The sequence below is a fragment of the Salinibacterium sp. AL4.1 genome, assembly GCF_059767305.1.
This window is the reverse complement of the sequence record NZ_JBSOQK010000001.1, coordinates 1,859,647-1,883,670: the sequence shown is the minus strand read 5'-3', so window position 1 is coordinate 1,883,670 and position 24,024 is coordinate 1,859,647. Positions and strand designations below refer to the sequence as shown.

The 24,024-nt window shown below is 63.1% G+C and carries 19 protein-coding genes; 9 read left to right on the top strand and 10 right to left on the bottom strand.

Annotation, left to right across the window (positions count from 1 at the left end; genetic code table 11):
• Positions 1–30 precede the first annotated feature (30 nt).
• From ACWTV3_RS09075 to ACWTV3_RS09050, 6 genes are read right to left on the bottom strand one after another with little or no spacing between them, the layout of a single operon-like run.
• Positions 31–1,011 (bottom strand): sugar ABC transporter substrate-binding protein, encoded by a 981-nt coding sequence (locus ACWTV3_RS09075; RefSeq protein ID WP_498477859.1) that lies wholly within the window; start codon positions 1,009–1,011, stop codon positions 31–33.
• Positions 1,008–2,030, bottom strand: a complete 1,023-nt coding sequence (locus ACWTV3_RS09070) for an ABC transporter permease (protein ID WP_498477858.1) — start codon at positions 2,028–2,030, stop codon at positions 1,008–1,010. The genes ACWTV3_RS09075 and ACWTV3_RS09070 overlap by 4 nt, the downstream gene beginning before the upstream one ends.
• Positions 2,027–3,010 carry an ABC transporter permease gene (locus ACWTV3_RS09065; RefSeq protein ID WP_100387642.1) on the bottom strand — a complete coding sequence of 328 codons (984 nt, stop codon included), beginning with the start codon at positions 3,008–3,010 and terminating at the stop codon, positions 2,027–2,029. Before ACWTV3_RS09065 ends, ACWTV3_RS09070 begins: the two co-directional genes overlap by 4 nt.
• Complete coding sequence (locus tag ACWTV3_RS09060; protein ID WP_498477857.1) at positions 3,007–4,518, bottom strand: sugar ABC transporter ATP-binding protein; 1,512 nt, start codon at positions 4,516–4,518, stop codon at positions 3,007–3,009. The genes ACWTV3_RS09065 and ACWTV3_RS09060 overlap by 4 nt, the downstream gene beginning before the upstream one ends.
• Entirely contained in the window at positions 4,515–5,561 is a 1,047-nt protein-coding gene (locus ACWTV3_RS09055; RefSeq protein ID WP_498477856.1) for an aldose 1-epimerase family protein, read from the bottom strand. The genes ACWTV3_RS09060 and ACWTV3_RS09055 overlap by 4 nt, the downstream gene beginning before the upstream one ends.
• Positions 5,554–6,798, bottom strand: coding sequence for a hypothetical protein (locus tag ACWTV3_RS09050; RefSeq protein ID WP_498477855.1), 1,245 nt, complete (start codon positions 6,796–6,798; stop codon positions 5,554–5,556). Before ACWTV3_RS09050 ends, ACWTV3_RS09055 begins: the two co-directional genes overlap by 8 nt.
• A 232-nt stretch (positions 6,799–7,030) precedes the next feature.
• On the opposite strand from ACWTV3_RS09050, the gene ACWTV3_RS09045 reads away from it, so the two are divergent.
• The 3 genes from ACWTV3_RS09045 (at position 7,031) to ACWTV3_RS09035 (ending at position 11,386) form a co-directional block, all read left to right on the top strand.
• Positions 7,031–7,792, top strand: a complete 762-nt coding sequence (locus ACWTV3_RS09045) for a DeoR/GlpR family DNA-binding transcription regulator (protein WP_498477854.1) — start codon at positions 7,031–7,033, stop codon at positions 7,790–7,792.
• 81 nt (positions 7,793–7,873) lie between these two features.
• Positions 7,874–9,910: a bifunctional aldolase/short-chain dehydrogenase gene (locus ACWTV3_RS09040; RefSeq protein WP_498477853.1), complete on the top strand. Its 2,037-nt coding sequence runs from the start codon at positions 7,874–7,876 to the stop codon at positions 9,908–9,910.
• Positions 9,911–9,988: 78 nt separating this feature from the next.
• Positions 9,989–11,386 carry a rhamnulokinase gene (locus ACWTV3_RS09035; protein WP_498477852.1) on the top strand — a complete coding sequence of 466 codons (1,398 nt, stop codon included), beginning with the start codon at positions 9,989–9,991 and terminating at the stop codon, positions 11,384–11,386.
• A 151-nt stretch (positions 11,387–11,537) separates the two neighbouring features.
• Here the strand turns inward: ACWTV3_RS09035 and ACWTV3_RS09030 are convergent, their stop codons facing one another.
• Complete coding sequence (locus tag ACWTV3_RS09030) at positions 11,538–12,530, bottom strand: Gfo/Idh/MocA family protein (protein ID WP_498477851.1); 993 nt, start codon at positions 12,528–12,530, stop codon at positions 11,538–11,540.
• A 118-nt stretch (positions 12,531–12,648) separates the two neighbouring features.
• Between ACWTV3_RS09030 and ACWTV3_RS09025 the strand changes: the two genes are divergently transcribed.
• From ACWTV3_RS09025 to ACWTV3_RS09015, 3 genes are all read left to right on the top strand, one after another.
• Complete coding sequence (locus ACWTV3_RS09025; RefSeq protein WP_498477850.1) at positions 12,649–13,299, top strand: GntR family transcriptional regulator; 651 nt, start codon at positions 12,649–12,651, stop codon at positions 13,297–13,299.
• Between the two features lie 8 nt (positions 13,300–13,307).
• Positions 13,308–14,717, top strand: a complete 1,410-nt coding sequence (locus ACWTV3_RS09020; RefSeq protein WP_498477849.1) for an alpha-hydroxy acid oxidase — start codon at positions 13,308–13,310, stop codon at positions 14,715–14,717.
• A 112-nt stretch (positions 14,718–14,829) separates the two neighbouring features.
• A complete protein-coding gene (locus tag ACWTV3_RS09015; protein WP_498477848.1) occupies positions 14,830–16,056 on the top strand; it encodes an MFS transporter in 1,227 nt (408 codons plus the stop codon).
• 48 nt (positions 16,057–16,104) lie between these two features.
• Here the strand turns inward: ACWTV3_RS09015 and ACWTV3_RS09010 are convergent, their stop codons facing one another.
• The 3 genes from ACWTV3_RS09010 to ACWTV3_RS09000 form a co-directional block, all read right to left on the bottom strand.
• Positions 16,105–16,362 (bottom strand): hypothetical protein, encoded by a 258-nt coding sequence (locus tag ACWTV3_RS09010; protein ID WP_498477847.1) that lies wholly within the window; start codon positions 16,360–16,362, stop codon positions 16,105–16,107.
• Positions 16,363–16,581: 219 nt separating this feature from the next.
• Positions 16,582–17,418 (bottom strand): M56 family metallopeptidase, encoded by an 837-nt coding sequence (locus ACWTV3_RS09005; RefSeq protein ID WP_498477846.1) that lies wholly within the window; start codon positions 17,416–17,418, stop codon positions 16,582–16,584.
• Between the two features lie 2 nt (positions 17,419–17,420).
• Positions 17,421–17,783 (bottom strand): BlaI/MecI/CopY family transcriptional regulator, encoded by a 363-nt coding sequence (locus ACWTV3_RS09000; RefSeq protein ID WP_498477845.1) that lies wholly within the window; start codon positions 17,781–17,783, stop codon positions 17,421–17,423.
• Positions 17,784–17,895: 112 nt separating this feature from the next.
• Between ACWTV3_RS09000 and ACWTV3_RS08995 the strand changes: the two genes are divergently transcribed.
• The 3 genes from ACWTV3_RS08995 to cydD are packed head-to-tail and all read left to right on the top strand — an operon-like array spanning position 17,896 to position 23,907.
• Positions 17,896–19,485, top strand: coding sequence for a cytochrome ubiquinol oxidase subunit I (locus ACWTV3_RS08995; RefSeq protein WP_498477844.1), 1,590 nt, complete (start codon positions 17,896–17,898; stop codon positions 19,483–19,485).
• 18 nt (positions 19,486–19,503) lie between these two features.
• Positions 19,504–20,565 (top strand): cytochrome d ubiquinol oxidase subunit II, encoded by a 1,062-nt coding sequence (gene cydB / locus ACWTV3_RS08990; RefSeq protein WP_498477843.1) that lies wholly within the window; start codon positions 19,504–19,506, stop codon positions 20,563–20,565.
• A gap of 15 nt (positions 20,566–20,580) precedes the next feature.
• Positions 20,581–23,907, top strand: coding sequence for a thiol reductant ABC exporter subunit CydD (gene cydD, locus ACWTV3_RS08985; protein WP_498477842.1), 3,327 nt, complete (start codon positions 20,581–20,583; stop codon positions 23,905–23,907).
• Positions 23,908–24,024 lie beyond the last annotated feature (117 nt).

Below are 24,024 nucleotides of genomic sequence, written 5' to 3'. Positions count from 1 at the left end.
GTGGCCCCACAAATCTTGCTCGCTCTCGGTTTAGAGAGCGGGCTCCAAGTCGTCAACGTTGTTGATGTCGACGATGGTGTTCTCCAGCGGAACCATTTCGGGAACCGTCTCACCCGTCATCACAGAAATGAGAGTTTCGATGGCAAGCTCACCGTTGCGGAACGGAGGCTGCAGGATGGTGCTGAACTGCTTGCCTTCACGGATGTTGTCAAAGGCTCCAGCCTCACCGTTGATGCCTACAACGACCGGAACGAAGTCGAGTCCGCTCTCTTCGAGTGCCTGCAGGAAGCCCTTGGCCATCGTGTCGTCCTGAGCGTAAACGCCCTTGATCTGGTCACCGAACTTGGTGATGAGGTCGCGCGACGCTACGAGAGCCTTCTGCTGGTCGAAGTCAGCGTTGACCGTCGCGAGAATCTCGAGCCCTGAACCCATGCTTTCAAGTTCGTCGAGGAAGCCGCCACTGCGGGCGATCTCAGTACCGTTTCCGGCCTGGCCCGCAATAACAACGATGCCGCCAGTGCTGTCGAGGGCACCGTCGAGCTGCTGAGCACTGATCTTGCCCTGGTCATACTTGTCGGCTCCAGCGAAGGACTGAATGAGCTCCATCGACTCGTCACCGGCACGGGTGTCAATGGCGACAACGGGGATGCCAGCCTGCTCCGCCTTGAGCAGTCCAGGCAGGTAGCTGTTCTCGTCTGCCGGCCAAAGCAGGATGCCGTCAACACCGCGCGAAACGCAGGAGTTGAGCTGTTCTGCGCCGGTCTGAGCCGAGAACTCTTCGCTGACGATGGTGAGCTCTACACCGGCTGCATCAGCAGCGGCCTGAGCGCCCTCGTTAGCAGGGGTGACGTAGGGGTGCGAATTGGCGAGCGTGACATAGCAAATGCTCTTGCCTTCGACACTGCCTGCCTCGCCGGATGCTGTGTCCGTGTCTGCGGCGGTGCAGCCTGCAACTGCGAACAGAAGCGTGGCAGCAGCCGAGGCGACGAGGATATTACGACGTGCAATCATGCGTTCCTCCTAGGAAGTGGTGTGTTTCTTGGTGCGACCCTCACGCTTCTCTGCGCGCGGGAAGATGCGCCGCCATGTCCGGAGACAATGCGGTCGAGGCTGATCAGAAGGATCAGCAGAAGGCCGGTGTAGATGGCCTGGGTGTACGACGGAACGCCGTTGTATTCAAGGGCTGTCGTGAGGGCGCCGAGGGCGAGCACTCCGCCGAGGGTGGCGAGCGACGAGCCGCGGCCACCTTCGAGTCGCGTGCCACCGATCACCACAGCGGTAATCGCGGGGATCAACATGACTGCACCGGCAACAGGTGACCCTGCAGCGGTACTGAGCGACTGCATCATCCCGGCTAGTCCGGCAAAGAAGCCGGACAGAACGAAGGATGCGGCGATGTAGCCGTTGGCGTTGATGCCGCTGGAGGTCGCTGCGGGGGCATCGCTACCCACCGCGTACAGGTTGCGCCCGGTGGGCGTGAGCTTCAGCCACACGAACATCAATACGGCAGCGGTCAAGAAGATCGCCGATCGTGGTGTGAGTATCCAAAGGAAGTCAGCCGTCAGCGGAAGACCGAAGATCGGGTCTTCGGAACTCAACGGGTACGAGTTCGTCAGCAGCAGGGCGAGTGACGCGAAGATCAATAGCGTGGCCAATGTCGCGACGAGCGAGTTGATCTTGAACACCACCACCATCAACGCGTTGACCGCACCGATCAGGATGCCGACGGCAACTCCGGCGGCGGCGGCCGGCACGTTGCCGATAACAGGCTGCATGAAGATCGTGGTGATGCCTGCCATCGACATCATCGATCCAATAGAGAGGTCGATTTGGCCCGCGATCAGCACGGGAGTGAGTCCCAGAGCCAAGAACCCGACAACCGTAGCGCGGTCGAGCACGGATTGGAAAGTGTTGACGGTGAGGAAGTCGTCCAGGCTCAGCGCACCAAAAACGGCCACGGCGAGCAACATGATGACCAGCCGGTACTGAACCGCACGGGTACCGAGTAGTGCGAAGTCGAAGTTTTTCACAGTCTTCCTGCTTTCCGACGAAAGTACGCGTCGATTCCGACGGCTCCGAGCACAATGGCGCCCGTGATGAGTCCGGTTGCTTGGCTGGGGAAGCCGAGCAAAATGATCAGGTTGCCGATGAGGGCGGTGATGAGCACGCCGCCGACGGTGCGCAGCACGCTACCGTTGCCGCCGAACACGCTCGTTCCGCCGATCACCACTGCGGTGATGGCCACGAACTCGTAGCCGGTGCCGATGATGGGGCGCGCTTGACCGTTGCTGAGCGCGAGAAGCACTCCACACAGCCCGGCCAAAAAGCCGGTCATAGCGAATGCGGCGGCCTTGGTGAATCGCACGGGAACAGCACTGGCCTGAGCTGCTTGGTAGTTACCACCCACCGCAAGACTCCAGCGACCAAAGGAGGTGCGGGCGAGCAGCGGGTGCAGAATCAATGCCACGAAGATGAAGATCCAGATGAACACCGGGATGCCCAGAATGCTGCTCTTCACGAAGGTGGAGAGAGCACTCGGCTGGGCGTACACAATGCCACCACCAACAAGCAGTTGGCTGAGGCCGAGGAGAACCGAGCCCGTGCCGAGAGTCGCGATGATCGGATTGATGCGAAGGTAACCGATCAGGATGCCGTTGACGACGCCACCCATGCTCGCGACGAGCAAGCCCATCAGTGCAGCGAGGCCAGTACCCATCGATTCTTGAGCACCGAGGGTGACGAGGGCGCCCATGGCGACGTTGGCCGGAACAGAAAGGTCAGCGAGACCTCCCGAGACCATCACGAAGGTCATGCCCAGGGCGATGAGTCCGACCGCCGAGTTGGCGTTGAGCACGTTGGTCAGGTTGTTGACCGTCAGGAACGACGGAGACGCTACCGAGCCGATTACGACAAGCACCAGAATTGCGATGGGGATGCTCAGCGTGCTGAACAGTGCGCCGGGTGTCTTGCTCTTGTCGAGACTTTTCGCGGGTGCGACGAGCTGATTCATGCTGCTACCTCCTGACCTGTTGCGGCGCGCATGACCGACTCTTCGGTTGCATCCGCGCGGGAAATTTCTGCTGAGATCACGCCTTCGTGCAAGACGAAGATGCGATCGCAGACAGCGAGCAGTTCGGGCAGCTCGGAGCTGATCATGAGTACTCCGCCGCCGTCTTGGGCGAATTCGCCAATGATGTGATGGATGTCGGCCTTCGCCCCGACGTCAACGCCACGGGTTGGCTCGTCGAGAATGAGCAGCTTCGGCTCGGAGAGCAGCCACTTGCCGAGAACAACCTTCTGCTGGTTTCCACCGCTAAACACGTTGAGCGGGCGCTCGACCTGGGGCGGGTTAACCTTGAGGCGGTCGGCAAGTTCAGTAACGATCTTGCGTTCCTTGCCCAAGAAGATGAGCAGGGCGTTGGTGATGCGAGTGATCACCGGCAGCGTGAAGTTCTCGCGAACCGACAGCCCGGGAATAATTCCCTGACCTTTACGGTCTTCGGGGACAAGCGCGACGCCAGCAGCAACGCCTTGACGAGGCGAGCGAATCTTCACCGTCTTGCCGGCGAGGGTGATGGTGCCCTCCTCCAGCGGATCGAGCCCAAACAGGGCGCGAGCTACTTCGGTGCGGCCTGAGCCGACGAGGCCTGCGAGCCCGACGATCTCGTGCTTGCGAACATCCAGAGTCACATTGTCGAACTGCCCCGCTCGCGAAGCGCCGACAACCGACAAGACTTGCTCACCGAGCTCGAGATCAAATTTAGGGAACATCTCGTTGAGGTCGCGGCCGACCATGAGGCTGACCATTTCATCCGGAGTGATTCCGGCGACATCCCGAGTTTCGATGTGGCGGCCGTCGCGAAGAACGGTTACCCGGTCGCCAATTTCCATGACCTCTTGAAGGCGGTGACTGATGTAGATGATCGCGATGCCGCGGTCACGCATCTTGGTGATGACATCGAAGAGAACGCGAGTCTCTTTGTCTCCCAGTGACGATGTCGGTTCATCGAACACCACAATGTTCGGCTGGCGCGCGACAACCTTGGCGATCTCGACCAGCTGTTGCTGGCTAATAGAGAGGTCACCCAAACGCGTGCCCGGATCGATGTCGGTGTCGAGTTCGTCGAGCACCGCAGCGGCTTTCGCGTTCATCGCGCGGTAGTCCACGAAAGGACCACGCTTCGGCATCGCGCCCAAGCTGATGTTCTCGGACACCGAGAGATCGGGAACGAGGTTGAGCTCTTGGTAGATCATGCCGATACCTCGGCTGCGAGCTTCGCGCGGGGTCCAGTGGGTCGCTTTGCGACCACCGACCTCGATCTCGCCCTTATCGGGCTGGTAGAAGCCGGCCAAAATCTTCATCAGCGTGGACTTGCCAGCGCCGTTCTCTCCGACGATGGCATGCACTTCTCCCTCGTTGATCTCAAGATCAACGTCTTGAAGCGCCATCACGCCGGGAAAGGATTTGGTGATCCCGGTCATCCGAAGAGCGACTGCGGGTGTCGACTCGGTTGTCATTCTGAACTCCCCTCATCGCGAACACTGTCTGATCCATTGGTTCGCTGAAGTGTGAATCGCACGCTGTAGCTGACGCTCTGCCCGGCAGGGATCGAGGTGAGCTCGCCGGCCTCGCGTGCGGCATTGCGTCCGAAAACGTTGGCGGTGTTAGTTGGTTCGATGCCTAAGGCGTAATTCCCCTGACCGACCATCTTCCACTGGAAGAGCCACGGGAGCTCCAGGCCGGAAAACTCGACAATCAGTTCGAGACCGAGATCGGGGTTCGTTACTCGCACGTATGCCGCCGGCTCGTCGCCGATCGTGTGGCGGAAAACTTGCTCGGCGAAACCGGGAGTGGGCGCGGCGCCTGTCTGCCAGACATCGATTCCCTTCTCTCCCTCGGCGTCGCGGGCGACGGTTTCGCGAGAGGGGATATCGACCACGGTGCTCTCTGACAACAGCGGCCAGCCGAGGTTGATGTGGTACAAAATCATGTGCGGCTGCTCGGCGAATGACTCGTTCGTAACGGTGTCTTCGAGCAGGAACGACGTCGCGCCGACCTCAGCCGATATCGTGCGCTGCAGCCTTAGGTTCTCGCCAAAGACAGCGGCCTGACGAGTAACGGCCTCGACTACTACTTCATGGTCGTTGGCTTCGGCTCGGATGACGCGAGCTTTCTGCGCACCGATACGCCCGTGCAAGCCCAGAGTCTGACCCGCGTCGTCACCAGCGGGCCCGAACGTGTCGAGACCACAAGTGGCCAGCAGTCCGCCGCCGAAGGTGCGCAACCAACCAGCGCCCTCGGGTTCAAACGCTTCGGGGGCAGTGATCTCGGTCGGCGAGATCCACGCGATGGGGATGCCGTCGAACGTGACCTGCCCGATGTCGAGCGCACGGTCCGGATGAAGTTCGACCTCCATACCGCTGCCGTTCACCATCCGCAGACGGCGCGCACCCCGCGCAGGCCCTTCGGCCTCCACGAAGCTGTCGAGTCGAACGACCTGAGAAAGCGAACCTACGCGCTCCCTCAGGGCCGTTCCCTCGCGACCAAAAACGTTAGACATGGAGTCCCAATTCGGCGTTCTCGGGCCCGAAGTGCTTGAGGATGACGAGGTCCTGAGTAGCGGAGCGGTTTGTAACGGTGACTCCGGCGCGAGCTGCCGACTCGGTAACGAAGAACTCGTCTTGGCTGAGCTGCCCGAAGCGGATGAGCGTGGCGGCGGCGATGTCGTGGTTGCCGAGCGTTCCGGTTCCCTGCACAGCGATAAGACCGTAAGCATCAGTGTCCGTCACCGTCACCGACTGGCCAGGGCGAACAGTAAGTTCCTTCGCACTGAAGTGAGGCGAGCGGTACACGATCCACTTTTCAACGTACGAGGTCTCGCCATCAGCCAACGACTGTGCAGTCGAGTATGGCGCCATGAAGCGGTTCGTCACGAAGTTGGGGTCTGTGTTCTTCTCCCAGTCGAGCAGAGAAATGATGAAGTCGAAGTCGCCGTGCTGCTCCGGCGGAACATCCTTCCAGAGGAGTTCTTCGGGAACCTCGCGGTTGTTGCTCCACGATTCACACATGCAGAAGACGTCGCAGGCGGCCTGGGGTTCGTAGGTGCAGATGCTGGCGGGAGCGTGCAGAACGCCCGACGGGATATCCCATCCAGTGCCGAGCTGAGTGCGGTAGCCGCGGGAGAGGTCGGTAATGCGGTTGTCGCCTCCGTCGGCGAAACGCATGAGGCGGGCTTTCACCTGGTCGGTGGTGACCTCGGGCTGGAAGCCGAGGAACGAGATCGGCTGGTCGCCCAAGTGGTTGTTCATGTGAGGCGAGTAGTAGTAGGCCTCGGGCTTGCCAGGCTTGTCAACGAGAGCTGCTTTCTCATCTGTGTGGTGCACGTGAAAAGGCAGCGCCTGCTGGTTATCGAAGAACTTCGAGTACATCGGCCACTTCTCATGCTGCGTCCACAAGCGCTCACCGATTGCTTCGCCCTTGTGGTGTCCGACGAATTCGTCGAAGGGAAGCAGCGCGCCACCATCGGGGTCAACGACGAGGCTGAGGCCTTCGTTTGCTCCGGTAAGGGGACCGTTGTCGGCGCGAACGGCGGAGGAGAGCCAGCGCTCATCGATACCGCCACGGCCCTGAGCGAAGGGGAAGTAGTCGTCCGGGTGAAGGCGGATGCGGCGACCAGGAGTGCAGAAGGCGCGCGGAACCCAGGTGGGGGCGAGCTGGACAATACCCTGCCCTGCTTCGAGAGCGCGATCCATGCCGGATGCGCTGCTTGCGACGTTTTCGTACGCTCCGTCGACCATGTGCGATTCTCCTTCTTCAAGCCGGTGCGGCAGCTTGGCGAATCGCACAGGCTGCTCTGCCGTGTCTAGTTCAGTTCTGGTTCAATGAACCGGTGTTCAGTGAACCTATCATTCGTAACCGGAGAGTGTCAACGCTCAGCCACAGTGGCGCAGGTGCGGGCACCTGCGCCGCTCGGCCTTGTGAGGTTTCGTGGGTTGTAACATGAAATCTCACACACCACCGAGGAGCACGATGGCGACGATTGGCACCCTGGGCGCACAGCAACGACGAGCGATGTTGCAGGAGCGCCTCAATCGCGACGGTGCTCTTCGCCTCGACGACATCGCCGCCGAGCTCGCCGTCTCGGCGATGACCGTACGCCGCGATCTCGATGACATGGAAGCCGAGGGGCTCTTGCGGCGGGTACGCGGCGGAGCGATCTCGATCTCGGGGCCGCGCCCCTTCGATGAGCGCCGTGCCGTGCGTGCCCGCGCCAAGCAAGTGATCGCCACGAAAGCGTTGGCACTCATTCCGCAGTCGGGAGCGATCGCGCTCGATGCTTCCACCACGACCGGCACGATAGCCACGACCCTCGGCCAGCGTGATGGGCTTTCTGTCGTCACCAACTCGTTCGAGAATTTCATTTGCCTGCGCTCGATTCCGGGGGTAACCGGGGTGCTCACGGGCGGCGAATCCGAGCCGAAGACCGAAAGTTTGGTGGGGCTGCTCGCCTGCCAGGGGGCGGCATCCGTGCTGTATTCGCGCTTCTTCTCCTCGGCGAGCGCCGTGGATTCCACTCTTGGCAGCTCTGAGGTGTCGCTCGATGAGAGCCAGGTGAAGCAGGCCTTTGCAGGCGCGGCGCGGGAAACAATTCTCTGCGTCGACTCGTCGAAGTTGGATGACCGGTCGATCGCGGTGAGCTTCAACCTGCGTGACGTGAGCTTGCTCATCACCGAACTCGACCCGCGAGACTCCCGGTTGGATGCATACCGGGAGTACGTCGAGCTTCTCTAACATGCGCGCCCCTTGCACCTTCTGGTAATTTATTGTTAGATTTCACAAATACTTACAAACCTGACGATACGGGATACCTCCATGACGAACCCCACTGCCGCTGAACTCATCGCTCGGTCGAACCGCCTCGGTTCTGACCCGCGCGTTACCAACTACGCCGGCGGCAACACGTCGGCCAAGGGCACGGAGACCGATCCGGTTACCGGCGAGCCCATCGAGCTCATGTGGGTAAAGGGCTCCGGCGGAGACCTCGGCACCCTCAAGGAAGCGGGCCTTGCCGTGCTGCGCCTCGACCGCCTGCGCTCGATGACGAACGTCTACCCCGGCATCGACCGCGAAGATGAAATGGTTGCCGCGTTCGACTTCACGCTGCACGGCAAGGGTGGCGCCGCGCCCTCCATCGACACCGCCATGCATGGCCTTGTGGATGCTGCGCACGTCGACCACTTGCACCCCGACTCCGGTATCGCCATCGCGACCGCCAAGGACGGCAAGAAGCTCACCAAGAAGGCGTTCGGCGACAAGGTTGTCTGGGTTGACTGGCGTCGCCCCGGCTTCCAGCTCGGACTCGACATCGCCGCCATCAAGGAAAAGAACCCGAAGGCGATCGGTTGCATCCTCGGCGGCCACGGCATCACGGCGTGGGGCGACACGAGCGACGAAGCAGAGGCCAACAGCCTCTGGATCATCAAGACTGCCGAAGAGTACATCGAAGCCAAGGGCAAAAAGGCCCCGTTCGGTCGCGCCGTAGCCAAGAATGCTGCGCTGCCCGAGGAAGAGCGTCGCACCAAGGCCGCCGCCCTCGCCGCCACGATCCGCGGTATCGCGAGCCACGACCGCCCGATGGTCGGCCACTTCACTGACGCGGATGTCGTTCTCGACTTCCTCGCCTCCGCCAACGCTCCCAAGCTCGCCGCCCTCGGCACGAGCTGCCCCGACCACTTCTTGCGCACCAAGGTCAAGCCGCTGCTGCTCGACCTGCCGGCTAACGCCTCGATCGAGAAGAGCATCGAGCGCCTTAAGGAACTCCACGAGGAGTACCGCAAGGACTACACCGCGTACTACGACAAGCACGCCACCAATGACTCCCCCGAGATCCGCGGCGCTGACCCGCTCATCGTTCTCGTGCCCGGCGTCGGAATGTTCAGCTACGGCGCCAACAAGCAGACCGCTCGTGTTGCTGGCGAGTTCTACGTGAACGCCATCAACGTGATGCGCGGCGCCGAAGCACTCTCCACCTACGCCCCCATCAGCGATGCTGAGAAGTTCAACATCGAATACTGGGCACTCGAAGAAGCCAAGCTGCAGCGGATGCCCAAGCCCAAGTCGCACGCCACCCGCGTCGCCCTCGTGACCGGTGCAGCATCCGGTATCGGCAAGGCCATCGCTACCCGCCTCGCTGCGGATGGCGCCTGCGTCGTCATTGCTGACCTCGACCTTGAGAAGGCTCAGGCCGCTGCCGCCGAAATCGGAAACACGGATGTCGCGATCGGCCTCAAGGTCAACGTGACCGACGCCGAAGCAATCGACCGCATGGTGCAGGATGCCGTACTCGCCTTTGGTGGCATCGACATCGTCGTGAACAATGCCGGAGTTTCGCTCTCGAAGCCTCTGCTGGAGACCACCGAGAAGGACTGGGACTTCCAGCACGACATCATGGCCAAGGGGTCGTTCCTGGTGTCGAAGGCCACCGCGCCGGTGCTCATCGAGCAGGCCATGGGCGGCGACGTCATCTACATCTCGTCGAAGAACTCGGTCTTCGCTGGCCCGAACAACATTGCGTACTCGGCCACGAAGGCTGACCAGGCTCACCAGGTGCGACTGCTGGCAGTCGAGCTCGGCGAGCACGGCGTGAAGGTCAACGGCATCAACCCCGACGGCGTTGTGCGCGGCTCCGGAATCTTCGCTGCAGGCTGGGGCGCCAACCGCGCCAAGACCTATGGCGTTGAAGAAGAAGACCTCGGCAAGTTCTACGCTCAGCGCACGATCCTCAAGCGTGAAGTTCTGCCCGAGAATGTCGCCAACGCTGTGTCAGTGCTCACGGGCCCTGACCTCAGCCACACCACCGGTCTCCACATCCCCGTTGATGCTGGTGTTGCGGCAGCCTTCCTCCGATGAGCGCTGAAGCTATGACAATCGCGCCAGCGATTGCGCGCCGCCAGCTCCGAGGGAGCCTGCGACCAAGGCGGTACTCGTATGTTTCCTAGAGCTGTCGCCGCGGTTGATCTCGGTGCGACCAGTGGCCGAGTCATGCTCGGCCTCGTGGGTCACAACGAGCTCAGCGTTCGCCCGGTAGCGCGCTTTCCCAATGGTCCGGTGCGCCGTGAAGACGGTTTGCACTGGGACATTGATGCGCTTTACTCGAGTGTGCTCGCCGGTTTGGCCGCTGCTGTTCGCGAAGAACCGCAGCTGTCGAGCATCGGTGTGGACTCGTGGGCGGTCGACTATGCGTTGATGGCGGGCGGGGAGATGATTGCTCCCCCGTTCCATTACCGCGATGACCGCACGGCCGCGGGCGTGGAGCGCGTGCACGCGATTGCTGATCACGCTGAGCTCTACGCCTCCAACGGTCTGCAGTTCCTCCCTTTTAATACGCTGTACCAGTTCGCGGCCGAGCAGAACCTTGCCGATGCCGATGGTTTCTTGCTCGTGCCTGATCTCATCAACTACTGGTTGACGGGCCGTCAGGTTGCCGAGCAGACCAACGCCTCCACGACCGGGTTGCTGAATCTGGCGACCGGCCAATGGGATGACGCGCTCATCGAAAAGCTCGGGTTCTCCCGCAGCCTCTTCCCTGAGCTAGTTACTCCCGGCACGACGCTGGGGCCGGTGCGCGACGAGCTCGGCATCCGTGCCGACGTGGTCGCTGTCGGATCGCATGACACGGCATCCGCTGTCATGGCTGTTCCGGCCACGAACGACGATTTCGCGTACATCTCGTGTGGCACGTGGGGTCTCGTCGGCGTTGAGCTGAATTACCCCGTGCTCACCGAAGCTAGCCGCGCCGCGAACTTCACCAACGAGGGCGGTGTCGACGGGCGGGTGCGCTACCTGCACAACGTCATGGGCCTGTGGCTGCTGAGCGAGTGCGTGCGCGACTGGCAGAAGGATGACGCCAGCGTCGACCTTCTCGAACTGCTGGCGGCGGCATCCGCTCTCACGACACCGGTGCCGATCTTCGACGCGAACGACCCGCGCTTCCTTGCTCCCGATGGCATGCCCGCGCGCATCGCCGCCTGGTGCACAGAGCACGATGTGGCTGTTCCGCAGTCGCGCGTGGAGTTTGTGCGCAGCATCATTGAGAGCCTCAGCGTTGCTTTCGTGGATGCCGTACGCACGGCTTCAGAACTCTCCGGAAAGTCGGTGTCGGTCATCCATATCGTCGGCGGTGGCTCGCAGAACGAGTTGCTCTGCCAACTGATCTCGGACCGCAGCGGAATGCCCGTGCTCGCCGGCCCCGTGGAGGCCACGGCTATTGGCAACGTGCTCGTTCAGGCCCGCGCCCAGGGGTTTGTCGAGGGCTCGCTGGAGGCGTTGCGCAGCCTGGTGGCTGCCGCGTTCTCGCCGAAGCGTTACTTGCCGCGTTCGCGTTAGACCGCCGGTGCTGAGTGCTCGCCGCAGTTACCCGCGGCGTGCACCGGGCACTCGCTTGTGCTTAAAGCGATAGCGCCGGCCTCCGATTTCTCGGTGGCCGGCGCTGCGTTGTTTAACGGACGTTCGCTGTCGCGATCCGGGTTAGCGCGTGTTAGCCCTCGTCGAGCATCGGGTACGTGAGCCCGATTTGGCGACGAATCTCATCGAGCGTGTGCATGATCTCGATGCTCTCGCTCGGCGAGAGGATCTCGTTGGTCAGTTCGCCCGCAGCGACGAGGCGCTCAAGTTCGGCGGCTTGGAATTGCATGCCGCGACCGGTGGTGCTGCCGTCAAACTCTTCGACAAGGTTGCCCTCGCCGTCGAAGCGCGTGAACGTCGTGGGGGCGTAGAAGGTCTCATCGATTTCGATGCGGCCTTCCGTGCCGACAATCACGGCGCGCGTGGGGCCGGCGAGGTCGAGCGTCGTCTGCAGCACTGCTTGAGCTTCGGTGCCGTAGCTGAAGATCATCGAGGTCTGGCGGTCGACATCCGTACCCGTCTTGGTGGCCACGGCCACGATGCTCGACGGCGCCCCCAGAATGTCGTACGCGAATGACACCGGGTAAATACCGAGGTCGAGAAGTGCGCCGCCACCCAGCAGCGGGTTGTTGATGCGGTGCAGCGGATCGCTGGGCAGGTTCTGGTTGTGGTCTGCGATCACGCTGCGGATCGTTCCGAGCGCGCCTTCGGCGATGAGCTCACGGATGCGCACCATGTGCGGCAGGTAGCGCGTCCACATGGCTTCAAGAACGACGAGTCCCTGTTCGGATGCTCGCGCCACGACATTCTCGGCCTGGGCCGCGTTCATCGTGAAGACCTTCTCGACGAGCACATGCTTGCCGGCATTGAGCGCGAGCAGGGCGTGCTCTTCGTGGAAGGGGTGCGGCGTCGCGACATAGATGGCGTCGACGTTGGGGTCAGCAACGAGGTCTTCGTAGCTGCCATGAGCGGTCGGGATGCCGTATTCGGCAGCGAACTTGTCGGCCGACTCTTGAGTGCGTGATCCGACCGCGACGACCTTGTGGCCGTGCTCGTTCAGGTCACTGGTTTGAAGGGTAGCGATCCACCCGGTGCCCAGAATTCCCCATGCCACTTGCTTTGTCATGCCAGCTCCTTTGTTGCGCACGAAAACATACGTCGCCAATGTAGCAGGGGCCTATTTCACTTTGTCTTACATTCTGTTAGATTGTCTGACAATCCCCGTCAGCGCCGAAGGAGCAACCATGATCGAGAACGCCGCAGTGCTTCCCGACACCGTTGCCCAAAAACTTCGTGCCGACATCATCGCCCAGCGCGACGCCCCCGGCTCTGCCATCACCGAGTCCGCCGTCGCCCTCCGGTTCGGTGTCGCCCGCCCGACCGCCCGCATTGCGATTGATCGTCTCGTTGCCGACGGCATCCTGCGCCGCGAAGCCCACCGCGCCGCGCGCGTGCCCGAACTCAGCTACGACGACGTGCTCGACCTCTTTGATACTCGTGCTGTCGTTGAGACGGCCGCGATGGTGGCGCTAGCCGAGGCCGGCGCGATTCCGGCCGAAGCGCTGGCGGCCCATCGGGCGCTCACTGCCACCGAAGATTTCGCGCACCACGACATCCAGTTTCACCGCGCGCTCGTCGCCGGTCAGCCCAGCTCACGCCTCACTCGCCTGCACGAACTGCTCATGGGTGAAGTCGAGCTGTGCATTGGGCAGGTTCAATCTGCCCAGCTCATCACCGCTCACGAGGTGGCCGAACAACACCAGGGCATCCTCGATGCCATCACAGCCGGGGATGCTGCGACGGCAGAGCGCCTCACCCGCGACCACATTCTGGGGGCGCGCGATCGCCTCCTCACCCACCTCGACACCGACACCAACCTCGACACCAACAACTAAGGCACCTCATGGTTAAGCGTCAATTTCCGAACCCCGTAGAGCTCGCGAAGCTAATGAAGTTCAAGGCTCCTGAGCTCAACGGCAAGAAGCGCCGCCTCGACAGCGCCCTCACGATCTACGACCTCAAAGACATCGCGAAGCGCCGCACCCCCAAAGCTGCCTACGACTACACGGATGGCTCGGCCGAAGGCGAAATCTCGCTGAGCCGGGCGCGCCAGGCCTTCGAAGACATCGAGTTTCACCCCTCGATCCTTCGTGATGCCTCCAACGTGTCCACCACCACCCAGGTTCTCGGCGGCACCTCCGCGATGCCCTTCGGTATCGCCCCCACGGGGTTCACTCGCCTCATGCAGACTGAGGGCGAAATTGCCGGCGCGGGCGCAGCAGCGGCAGCAGGCATTCCGTTCACGCTGTCGACGCTGGGCACGACATCCATCGAAGATGTGAAGGCCGAAAACCCGAACGGTCGCAACTGGTTCCAGCTGTATGTGATGCGCGAGCGCGAGATCTCATACGGCCTCGTCGAGCGCGCCGCCGCCGCCGGCTACGACACCCTCATGTTCACCGTCGATACCCCGGTCGCCGGAGCGCGCCTGCGGGATAAGCGCAACGGCTTCTCGATTCCGCCCCAGCTAACCGCGGGCACGATCCTCAATGCCATCCCGCGCCCGTGGTGGTGGTTCGACTTCCTCACGACTCCCCCGCTTGAGTTCGCATCCCTCGCGACCACCGGCGGCACTGTTGGCGAACTGCTCGACTCCGCCATGGACCCGTCGATCAACTACGAAGACCTCGAGATTATCCGTGCCATGTGGCCGGGCAAGATCGTGATCAAGGGAGTACAGAACCTTGAAGACTCGAAGCGCCTTGCCGACCTCGGCGTCGACGGCATCCTGCTCTCGAACCACGGTGGCCGCCAGCTCGACCGCGCGCCCATCCCCTTCCACCTGCTGCCCGAGGTCGCCCGCGAGGTCGGTAACGACGTTGAGGTAATGGTCGACACCGGCATCATGAACGGTGCGGATGTCGTAGCCTCGATGGCGCTCGGTGCCAAGTTCACGCTCATCGGCCGTGCCTACCTCTATGGCCTCATGGCCGGAGGTCGCGAGGGCGTCGACCGCACCATTGAGATCCTTTCGGACCAGATCGTGCGCACCATGAAGCTGCTCGAAGTCACGAGCATCGAAGAACTCGAGCCCAAGCACGTCACTCAACTGCAGCGCTTGGCACCCCGAGCCGTCGCGCCAAGCGCCGCCGCTGCGGTTCCCGCTAAGCGTGCTGCGCCTCGCAAGACTGCCGCGTCCGCTCCGGCCGCGGCGAAGGCTGCACCTGCCAAGGCAGCGACAGCTAAGGCTGCACCGAAAAAGTCGACCGCAGCGAAGAAGCCAGCCACAACGAAGGCTTCCGCAAAGAAGTAAGGCCACTCGTGCCGCAGGTTGTGGTGGGCTGCCGCGCGAGTTCTCTACCCCCGCCGGGTTTCGGCGTCGACCTCGGTCGGTTGAGACCCGGTGGGGCATAGGGTTAAGCATCGTGACTCAGAACTCTGTCGATGCCCCTCCTCCCGTCTGGCGGGCACCCGGAATACCAGCTCTGTTGGTGCTCACGGCCGCAGGTTTCGGAGGCTTTGTTGCGCTGATTCCCGTCGTTCCTTTGTGGGCCGTTCAGGGTGGCGCCACGGAGGCAGGTTCCGGGCTGGTCAACGGTCTCCTGTTGATCGTGACGGTCATGACGCAACCGTTTGTGCCGCGCCTGCTCGACCATTTCGGTACCGGCCGCGTGCTGGCGGTCGGGCTTGCCCTTCTCGGCGCCCCCGCGCTCTTGCTCTTCATCTCAGATCAACTCGCGTGGATTCTCGCGATCTCGGCCGTGCGCGGAATCGGCTTCGGCATCCTGACCGTCACCGGTTCCACGGTGGTGGCAAACCTCGTCGACCGCACCCAACATGGTGCCGCCGTCGGAATTTACGGCGCTGCGATCGCTGTTCCGCAGATCATTCTCGTGCCAACCTCATCGTTTCTCGCCGACACCGTCGGGTTCTGGGCGGTCTTCGTGATTGGCGCCCTTCCCCTGCTCGGCATAAGTTCTGCCCCACGCCTCGCGCGTGTGCTTCGCGAGCAGGCCGCTGCTCGCGACCTTCTCCCCTCCACCGACGCGACACCGATCATCTCCGTCGATGGCGGAAAGTCAGAACGCCGCTCGCTTGCGATCAGCCTCCTGCGCCCGATGATGCTGCTCAGCGGCGTCACCCTCGCCGGTGGCGCACTGCTTACCTTCGCCCCGCAAATGAGCTCCTCGCCCGGCGCTACGGCGGGAGCCCTCGCGCTGCTCACCCTGAGCGCCGCCGTCGTTCGCTGGGCGATTGGCGGAATCTCCGACCGCTTCGGTGCCGAACGGTTCCTCTGGCCCCTCGTCCTGATCTCGGTAGTTGGTCTGTTGGCGATCGCCGCCGCCGTTCAAGACCCCGACGCCACCGGCATCCTTCTCTTCCTCATCGGCATGACGCTGCTCGGCATCGCGTACGGTGGCCTACAAAACCTGACGCTCGTCATCTCTCTGGCCGCGGTGCAACGCAAGCAGTACGGCACCGCCAGCGCCGCCTGGAACATCGGCTTCGACCTCGGTACCGCCCTCGGCTCAGTTCTCATTGGAACCCTCGCCACCGCGTTCTCGTTCCCGCCCGCCGTGTTGGTTGCCGCCGCCATCTCATTGCTCACGCTGCCGCTCGCGTTCCCGCGCGGGCCGAAGGTGACCAACTAAACGACCGCTCACGGGGCTCGCCGTGGGCGTGCTGACAGGCGGTCGAGCTTAAGCCGCTCCGGTGCGATGCGAGATGTACGTCGCGCGCATGTGGGAGCGGTGCGGTGGCAGCTCGGCCCGAATGAGCGCGAAGCTCGCAACGATCGCCATCACAGCCGAAATACCCAAGACCACGGCGGGAAGCGGCGGGATACCCGCGGCTAAGTCAAGGCCGGCGCCTGCCGCGATCAGCCAGACGGTGGCCGCCGCGGCGGCGGTAAGGCTCGCCAGAAGAACGACTACCCACCCGAATATTTTCCTGTTCATGATTGCCCCCGTGCTTTCAGTTCTGCCGGTTAGTGCGACTGTGTAGCGTGAGAAAAAGCCTGAGACTTTCTCTCTACTTGAACGCTAGACCCCAAATGGGGGCCAGACTAGTCGTCATTAAGGCGGACTAGTTCGCCTTAAATAAGCACAGCGGCGGTGCATGAAAACTAATCACAACCCGCTCGGGGCCACACTGCACGTCGCTGCCCGCGTCGGGCTCTAGGCGAGCCGCAGCAGCCGAGCGCGCAGTTCTTGAGGCGTCGATTCGGGCATAGCGGCGGAAAGCTCGCTGCGCTGCGGGAGGGCTCCGCCCTCAGCCACCACCGTGATGGCGCGGGCAAGACTGCCGCGGCTGACATCTTTCAGAGCGTTGTCATCCGCGTGCATCTCCAGCAGGAGCGCGACTTCGCGAGACGCGTTTCGCGCCGTGGGAAGCCACGGCAACGACAGCTTCCACGCGGTGAAGAAGATCAGCACGATGTCGTGGCGCAAGCGCACATGAGCGCGTTCGTGTTCGATCACCGCCTGGAGTTCTTCTTCGTCGAGCAACTGCAGCAGACCGGCGCTCAAGACGGTGATGGAGGTGAGCGCCCCCGGAAGGCAATACGCGACCGGTGCCGGGGTGTCGATAAGGCGCGTGCCGGGGCGGTCAGTCATCGGCTCGCTCAAAAGCGTGATGAGTTGCGAGTGGCGAGAGCGCTCTCGTTCGGCGTAGACGACAGTGACGAGCAGGTTGAGCAATAGATGTGCGGTGAGGAAGAGCGCCCCAGAGAGGGCGAGCAACGACCACACCGAGGAGCCGTCGGGAAGTTCGTTATGGGTGACGAAGCGCCACATGCCGGTTGCGGCATCCGGGAGGTCGGTCGCGAAGGTCGCGGCGCCCAACAGCACGAGAGAACCAATCATGCTGACGCCACCGATGAGGGCGACGAGTTGCCACACCAGCAGCCCGAGTGCGGGTCGACGGTAGGCCCATCGTGCTCCCGGAAGGACGGCGGGCACCGGCCACGCCAAGAGGATGGCGATGACCCCGAGAGTTATCGCGGCGACGACCACGGCTAGCGTCCGGCGAGAATGCGGCGGAGAGTTTCAGCTTCTTCCTTGGAGACTTGCCCGACGAAGCGTTCAAGCACAGCGGTGCGGTCGTTTGCCCCACCAAGCACTTCGTGCATGAGGTCGGCCATATGCACTTCGCGACGGGCTGCAGCGCGGTAACGGTGCGGCCGCGAATCGCGTTCGCGGACGACGAAGTTTTTCTTTTCAAGTCGTGAGAGCACGGTCAAAATCGTGGTCGCTGCCAGCTCGCGTCCCGTACCGTCGGTGCCGGCCAGTTGCGCCTGAAGATCGTATGCCGACTTGCTTTCGGCGCTCGCCCACAGCAGGTCCATGACGCTGCGTTCGAGTTCACCGAGGGAGTTCATGGAACTAATTCTACCCTAAGTAGAAATAGTTTCTACGAGGGTGTAGAAATGTATACACAGCGGTTCTACAGAACGTAGAACTACAGCGTCACCCGCCACGGAAAGGCCAGGAGTGGACCCCCTAGAAATCGCCAGATGGCAATTTGGCATCACCACCGTCTACCACTTCATCATGGTTCCGCTCACGTTGGGCCTCGGCCCTGTCGTCGCGCTCATGCAAACCCAGTGGGTGCGCACCGGCGACGAGAAGTGGCTGCGCATGACCAAGTTCTGGGGCAAGTTGTACCTCATCAACTTCATCATGGGTGTGGCCACGGGCCTCGTGCAGGAGTTCCAGTTCGGCATGGCCTGGAGCGAGTACTCCCGCTACGTCGGCGATGTCTTCGGCGCCCCACTCGCCATGGAAGGCCTCCTCGCCTTCTTTTTCGAATCCGTCTTCCTCGGCCTCTGGATCTTCGGGTGGGATCGCCTCGGCAAGAAGCTCCACCTCGCCACCCTGTGGATCGCCGTCGCCGGTTCTGTCGTCTCCGCCTTCTTCATCATCGTTGCCAACTCGTGGATGCAGCACCCCGTCGGTGTTGAACTCATCGACGGTCGCCCCGTCATGACTGACGTGTGGGCTGTGCTCACCAACAACACCGCCCTCTCCGCTTACTCCCACACGATCATGGGAGCCATCGCTGTCGGCGCCGGCTTCGTCGTCGGCATCTCCTGGTACCAACTCTGGCAGCGCCGTCACGATGGAATCGACACCGTGGACACCACGGGCCGTGTCGTCGTCGGCGAGAATGCCAGCATCCCTGGCCGCGACCGCAAGGACCACTCGGTCTGGATCACGAGCATCCGCGTTGGTGCTGTAATCGCTATCGTCGGTTTCGGTGGAGTAGCGATCACGGGCGACCTCCAGGCCAAGCTCATGTTCGAGCAACAGCCTTTGAAGATGGCAGCGGCAGAGGCTGCGTGCTACGACGGCACGAGCTTCTCGGTGCTCTCGATTGGCCCCCTCGGAGGCCAAGACTGTGAAGATGTCGTGGGACTTATCGAGATCCCCGGCTTGCTCTCCTTCCTCGCTCATGGCGATTTCGATACTGAAATTCAGGGCGTGAACACCCTCATCCCTCAGTATCAGGAGCTGTACGGCACCAACCTTCCCGATGACCCGCTGTACGGCGAGCGCGCCGGCCAGGAGATCGATTATCTGCCGCTTATGGAGGTCACCTACTGGGGCTTCCGCCTGATGATCGGCTTCGGAATGCTCGCTGCCGCCTTCGCCGCCCTCACCCTGTGGATGGTCCGCAAGGGCACGGTTCCGAAGTCCAAGTTCCTCATGGGTACGGCTCTGCTCAGTATCGCGGCTCCGTTCGGCGCCAATATCGCTGGATGGGTCTTCACCGAGATGGGTCGCCAACCATTCGTCGTTGTTCCCAACCCCAACCCCAGTGGCGTTGACGGGGTCTTCATGTTCACGGCGGCGGCGGTATCCCCCGGTGTCAGCGGCGAAGAGATCATCTTCTCCCTCGTCTCCCTCGCTCTCGTCTACGCGTTCCTTCTCGTCTTCGAAATCAAGCTGCTCGTCAAGTACGTGCGCGGTGGCGTTGCCTCAGCGATGCCTGAGCTCGGGCATCCGGAAGACGACGGCAGCGACCCTGACGATCCCAATAAACCAGACAAGCGCGACGACGTTCTCGCGTTCGCCTACTAAGCAGAAGGGCAGCTACTCATGGATCTTCCAACACTCTGGTTTATCGCGATCGCCGCTTTGTGGATCGGCTACCTCCTTCTTGAAGGCTTCGACCTCGGCGTCGGAATGCTGTTGCTCTTCAGCACTCGCAAAGACCGCGAACGTCGCCTCATGCTCAATGCCATCGGCCCGGTGTGGGACGGTAACGAGGTCTGGCTGATCACGGCCGGTGCCGCGACGTTCGCTGCATTCCCGTTTTGGTATGCATCGCTCTTCTCGGCGCTCTACATCCCGCTGACGATTGTGCTCGTGAGCCTGATCTTCCGCGCCGTTGCCATCGAGTACCGCGGCAAGGGCTCCACCGACAAGTGGCGCATGTGGTGGGATCGCGCTCTCGGGCTCGGCTCGCTCGGTTCCGCTTTCGGCATCGGTGCAGCGCTCGCGCTGACCACCACGGGACTCCCGATCGATGCCAACGGTGACCGCGTCGGCGGTGCCTTCGCTTGGTTCACTCCCTATGCCGTACTCGGCGGACTCGCGGTTGTCGGCTTTGCGCTCGTGCACGCCTCCGTCTTCCTCGGACTCAAGACCGATGGCGACGTGCGCGTTCGTGCCCGCAAGTTCGTCGTGCGCTGGAGCCCCGTTGCTCTGCTACCGATCGTGGCGTGGGTGCTGATCATTCAGTTCCAGAACGGCACTCTCATCACCTGGGCGCTCGTTGTTGTCGCGGTGATCGCGGTCGTCTTCGGCTGGATCAGTGCGCGAGCCGGGCGTGAAGGCTGGGCCTTTGCGGGTATCGCAGCATTCTTGGTCGCTGGTGCGTCATCCATCTTCGCCGCGGTCTACCCCGTAGTGCTGCCGTCGACGATCGACCCCGCGTTCAACCTGACGATCTCCAACGCGGCGAGTGGCGAATATACGCTCGGCGTTATGAGCATCGTGACCGCCTTCGGTCTGCCACTGGTGCTCGTGTACCAGGGCTGGACGTACTGGGTATTCCGCAACCGTCTGAGCGACAAGCACATCCCCAAGGCTCACATTGTGAAGCCCGCGGTTGCCCCGGCTTCATCAGCCAGCACCCCCTCGTCTTCAGCTAGCTAGGGCACGATGGAGGGCATGAGAGCCAAACTCCAGGAACGACTCGCAGCAGGCTTCGGCCCGGGCGGTGTGCACACACTGTTCGGGCTGGGGTTGCTGGCTTCCCTCAAGGGGTTGGCCCTCGTGCTTATGGCCGAGGCTGTCGCTCGCGGTGTCGTCGGCGTTATTGAAGCGGATGCCGCAGCCTGGCAATTCGCGATCGTTCTGGGTATTGCAGCCGGCCTTCTCCGCGCGGCTACCGCCTGGGCTACAGAGAGTTTCGCGACCCGCGCCGCGCTCGGCGCCAAGGAGTCTCTGCGCCACGAACTCGCGGAGCGAGTACTCACCGGTTCCGACGCCCGCTCGGGAGCGAGCACCGCGATTGCGACGGTGGGGCTCGACGAGCTCGACAACTACTTCCGCGTGGTATTGCCGGCGATCGTCACGACCGCAACGGTTCCGCTTCTGATTGGCGCCCGCATCCTCTCGGTCGACTGGGTGAGCGCGCTCATCATTGTGCTCACCGTTCCGCTCGTGCCGGTGTTCATGATTCTTGTGGGCGGGCACACGCGCGAGCGTGCCGAGGCAGCGAGCGCGAGCCTCGAACGCCTCTCCGACCACCTCGTTGAGTTGGCCCGCGGCCTCCCGGTGCTGGTTGGTCTGGGCCGTGTTGCTGAGCAGTCGAAGGCACTGCGCGCGATCTCTGCCGAGAACCGCACCAAGACTATGGAGACCCTGCGCACCGCGTTCCTCTCCGCTCTCGTTCTAGAACTTATCGCCACTATTTCGGTTGCAGTCGTCGCTGTTTTCGTCGGCGTTCGGCTCGTGGATGGTCAGCTCTCCCTCACCGTCGGCCTCATCGCCCTCGTGCTCGCGCCCGAGTGTTTCGCCCCCTTCCGCGAGCTGGGCTCCGCGTTCCACTCCTCCGAGAACGGGCTCACGGCCCTGCGCCGCGCCCGCGCGATCATTGATGCACCGCGCTCTCGAGAACACCGCCAGAGTGCCGGCGGCTTCCGGGTCGTCGACCTCAGCATCTCTTATGAGGGTCGTGCGCGGCCCGCAGTGGACAAGCTCAGTTTTCGTGCCACCCCCGGCACCATCACGGCTCTCGATGGGCCCAGCGGTAGCGGAAAATCCAGTGTTCTCGAAGTGCTCGCGGGCAATCGCGAGCCCAGCAGCGGCAGCGTGTGGGGCATCGACGTTTCCCGCGTGGCGTGGGTTCCGCAGCATCCGCACACCGTTGCTGACAGCGTGCTCGACGAGCTTCGCCTGTACAGCAACGACGAGAAAGCCATTCGTTCGGTGCTGCTTGACCTCGGTCTCACCGGTGTCACGGATGCCGACCCGCGTCAGGTGAGCCCCGGCGAGTTGCGCCGCATCGCCGTCGCGCGCGGACTGCTGCGCGTCGAAGCGGGCGCCACCCTGTTGCTGCTCGATGAGCCGACCGCTCACTTGGATCCGGCATCCGCTGCCCGGGTTGAAGCAGCGCTTGCTGAGCTTCGCGGTCGTCCCGTGACAGTGCTCGTTGCTTCGCACGAAACGGGAATCGCCGCGTTGGCCGATCAGGTTGTGGCAGTGGGCGCTTCGGGCGGGACCCGCGCTGTCGAGGCTCGCGTTGACCCGCTGACTGTTGACGGCGACGTGGATGCTGACGCTCTCGACGCGCCTCGAACCACCCGCGCGACTCTCGCCAGCCTGCTCGAGTTTGTACGCCCGTCGCTCGGAACCCTCGTCGGAGCGATCGCTCTCGGCACGGGCGCGAGCCTCTTCGCTCTCTCCCTCACCGCCCTCTCGGGTTGGTTGATTGTGCGGGCCAGCGAGCAGCCGCCGATCATGTTCTTGCTCGTCGCCATTGTGGGCGTGCGGTTCTTCGGAATCGGTCGCGCGGCACTGCGCTACGCCGAACGCCTCGCCACCCACCGCGCTGTGCTCGGCTCGGTCATCGAGCTGCGGGTCGCCCTGTGGAACGGTCTCGGCGCACGCGCTCTGGGCTCGCGCGCTCTCGCCAATGGCGGAGTCGCTCTCGACTACCTCGTTGCGGCGTCTGACCGGGTTCGCAATCTCGTTCCCCGCGTCGTGCTGCCTCCCGCTGTTGCGCTCGGCACCTCGCTCGCGGCCCTGATCGCGGTGGGTTTGCTGCACGCCCCTGCCGTACCTGTGTTGCTCGCCGGTCTCGCCGTTGGGCTTGTGGCGGCGCCGATTATTGCCGTGATCGTGGACCGCTCGGCCGCCAACGGCATCGCCGAAGTGCAGTCGCGCGTCGTTCGCGCCTTCGCCGCCATGACCGGAGCCGCAACTGACCTGCGCGCCAACGGTGTTGGTGGGCGGATGCTCGCCCGCCTCGATCACATCGACGCCGAAGCCGGAGCACTCTCCCGCCGCAGCGCCCGCGCCCTCGGAATCGGCAACGCCGTCGTCGTGCTCGCTTGCTCGGTCACCGCCGTCGCGATGCTGCCCGTCGCCGCGCCCGCCGTCGTCGCCGGCACCCTCCCCATCGGTATCGTCGCGGTGCTCGTGCTCATCCCCATCGGCCTCGTGGACTCGCTGATCGCGTTCGTCGACTCGGTGCAGCAGTGGCCGGCGCTCAGCGCCGCGCTGGCAAAGGTGCGCGGGGTTACGGCGGGGGTTGAGCGCGCGGATGTTGAGCGTGCTGATGCTGTTGCCGCGAACGCAGACCAGCCCCTTGGTGACGTGACTGTTCTTGAATTGCGGGAGCTCGGCATCCGCTGGCCTTCGAGCCCGACGCTCGCGTTCTCGGGCGTGACCGCTCGCGTGGAGCGCGGCGAGTGGCTTGTCGTGGAAGGGCCTTCGGGCGCGGGCAAGTCGACGTTGTTGGCGGCGCTGCTCGGGTATCTTCCGGCGGCCGCTGGCTCGTGGAGCCTCAATGGTGTGGATGCGCGCGAGCTGTCGCCCGAGCAACTGCGCGCGGCGGTGACGTGGTGCCCGCAGGAGTCGCACCTCTTCGATTCAACGATCCGCGCGAACCTGTTGTTGGGCCGGGCTCACGACGACCAGCCGACCGAGCAGGAGCTCATTGCAGTGCTGCGCCAGGTGGGCCTTGGTCCGCTCTTCGATTCGCTCGATCGCGGCCTCGACACTCGTGTCGGTTCAGCGGGCGAAAGCCTCTCGGGCGGTGAGCGTCAACGCCTGGCTGTTGCGCGCACCCTGCTGACGCGGGCGGATGTCGTGCTGCTCGACGAACCGACCGCCCACTTGGATGCCGCGAGCGCCGAGCAGCTCATCACCGACCTGCGCACGGCTCTCGCCGACAAGATCGTGGTGCTCGTCAGCCACCACGACGATGAGCGTCGCGACGACGATGTGAGCTTGCGGCTCGGGGCGCGCAATCAGGTCGCTTGGGTCTAGCGTGGTTGCGCGCGCACGTGGCGAACGGCTTCGATAGCTACCATTGAGACAACGTCGTTTTTCAGAATGGTTTCCGGGGGATGCGATGACGAGCAATACGAGAACTACGGCAGCCCT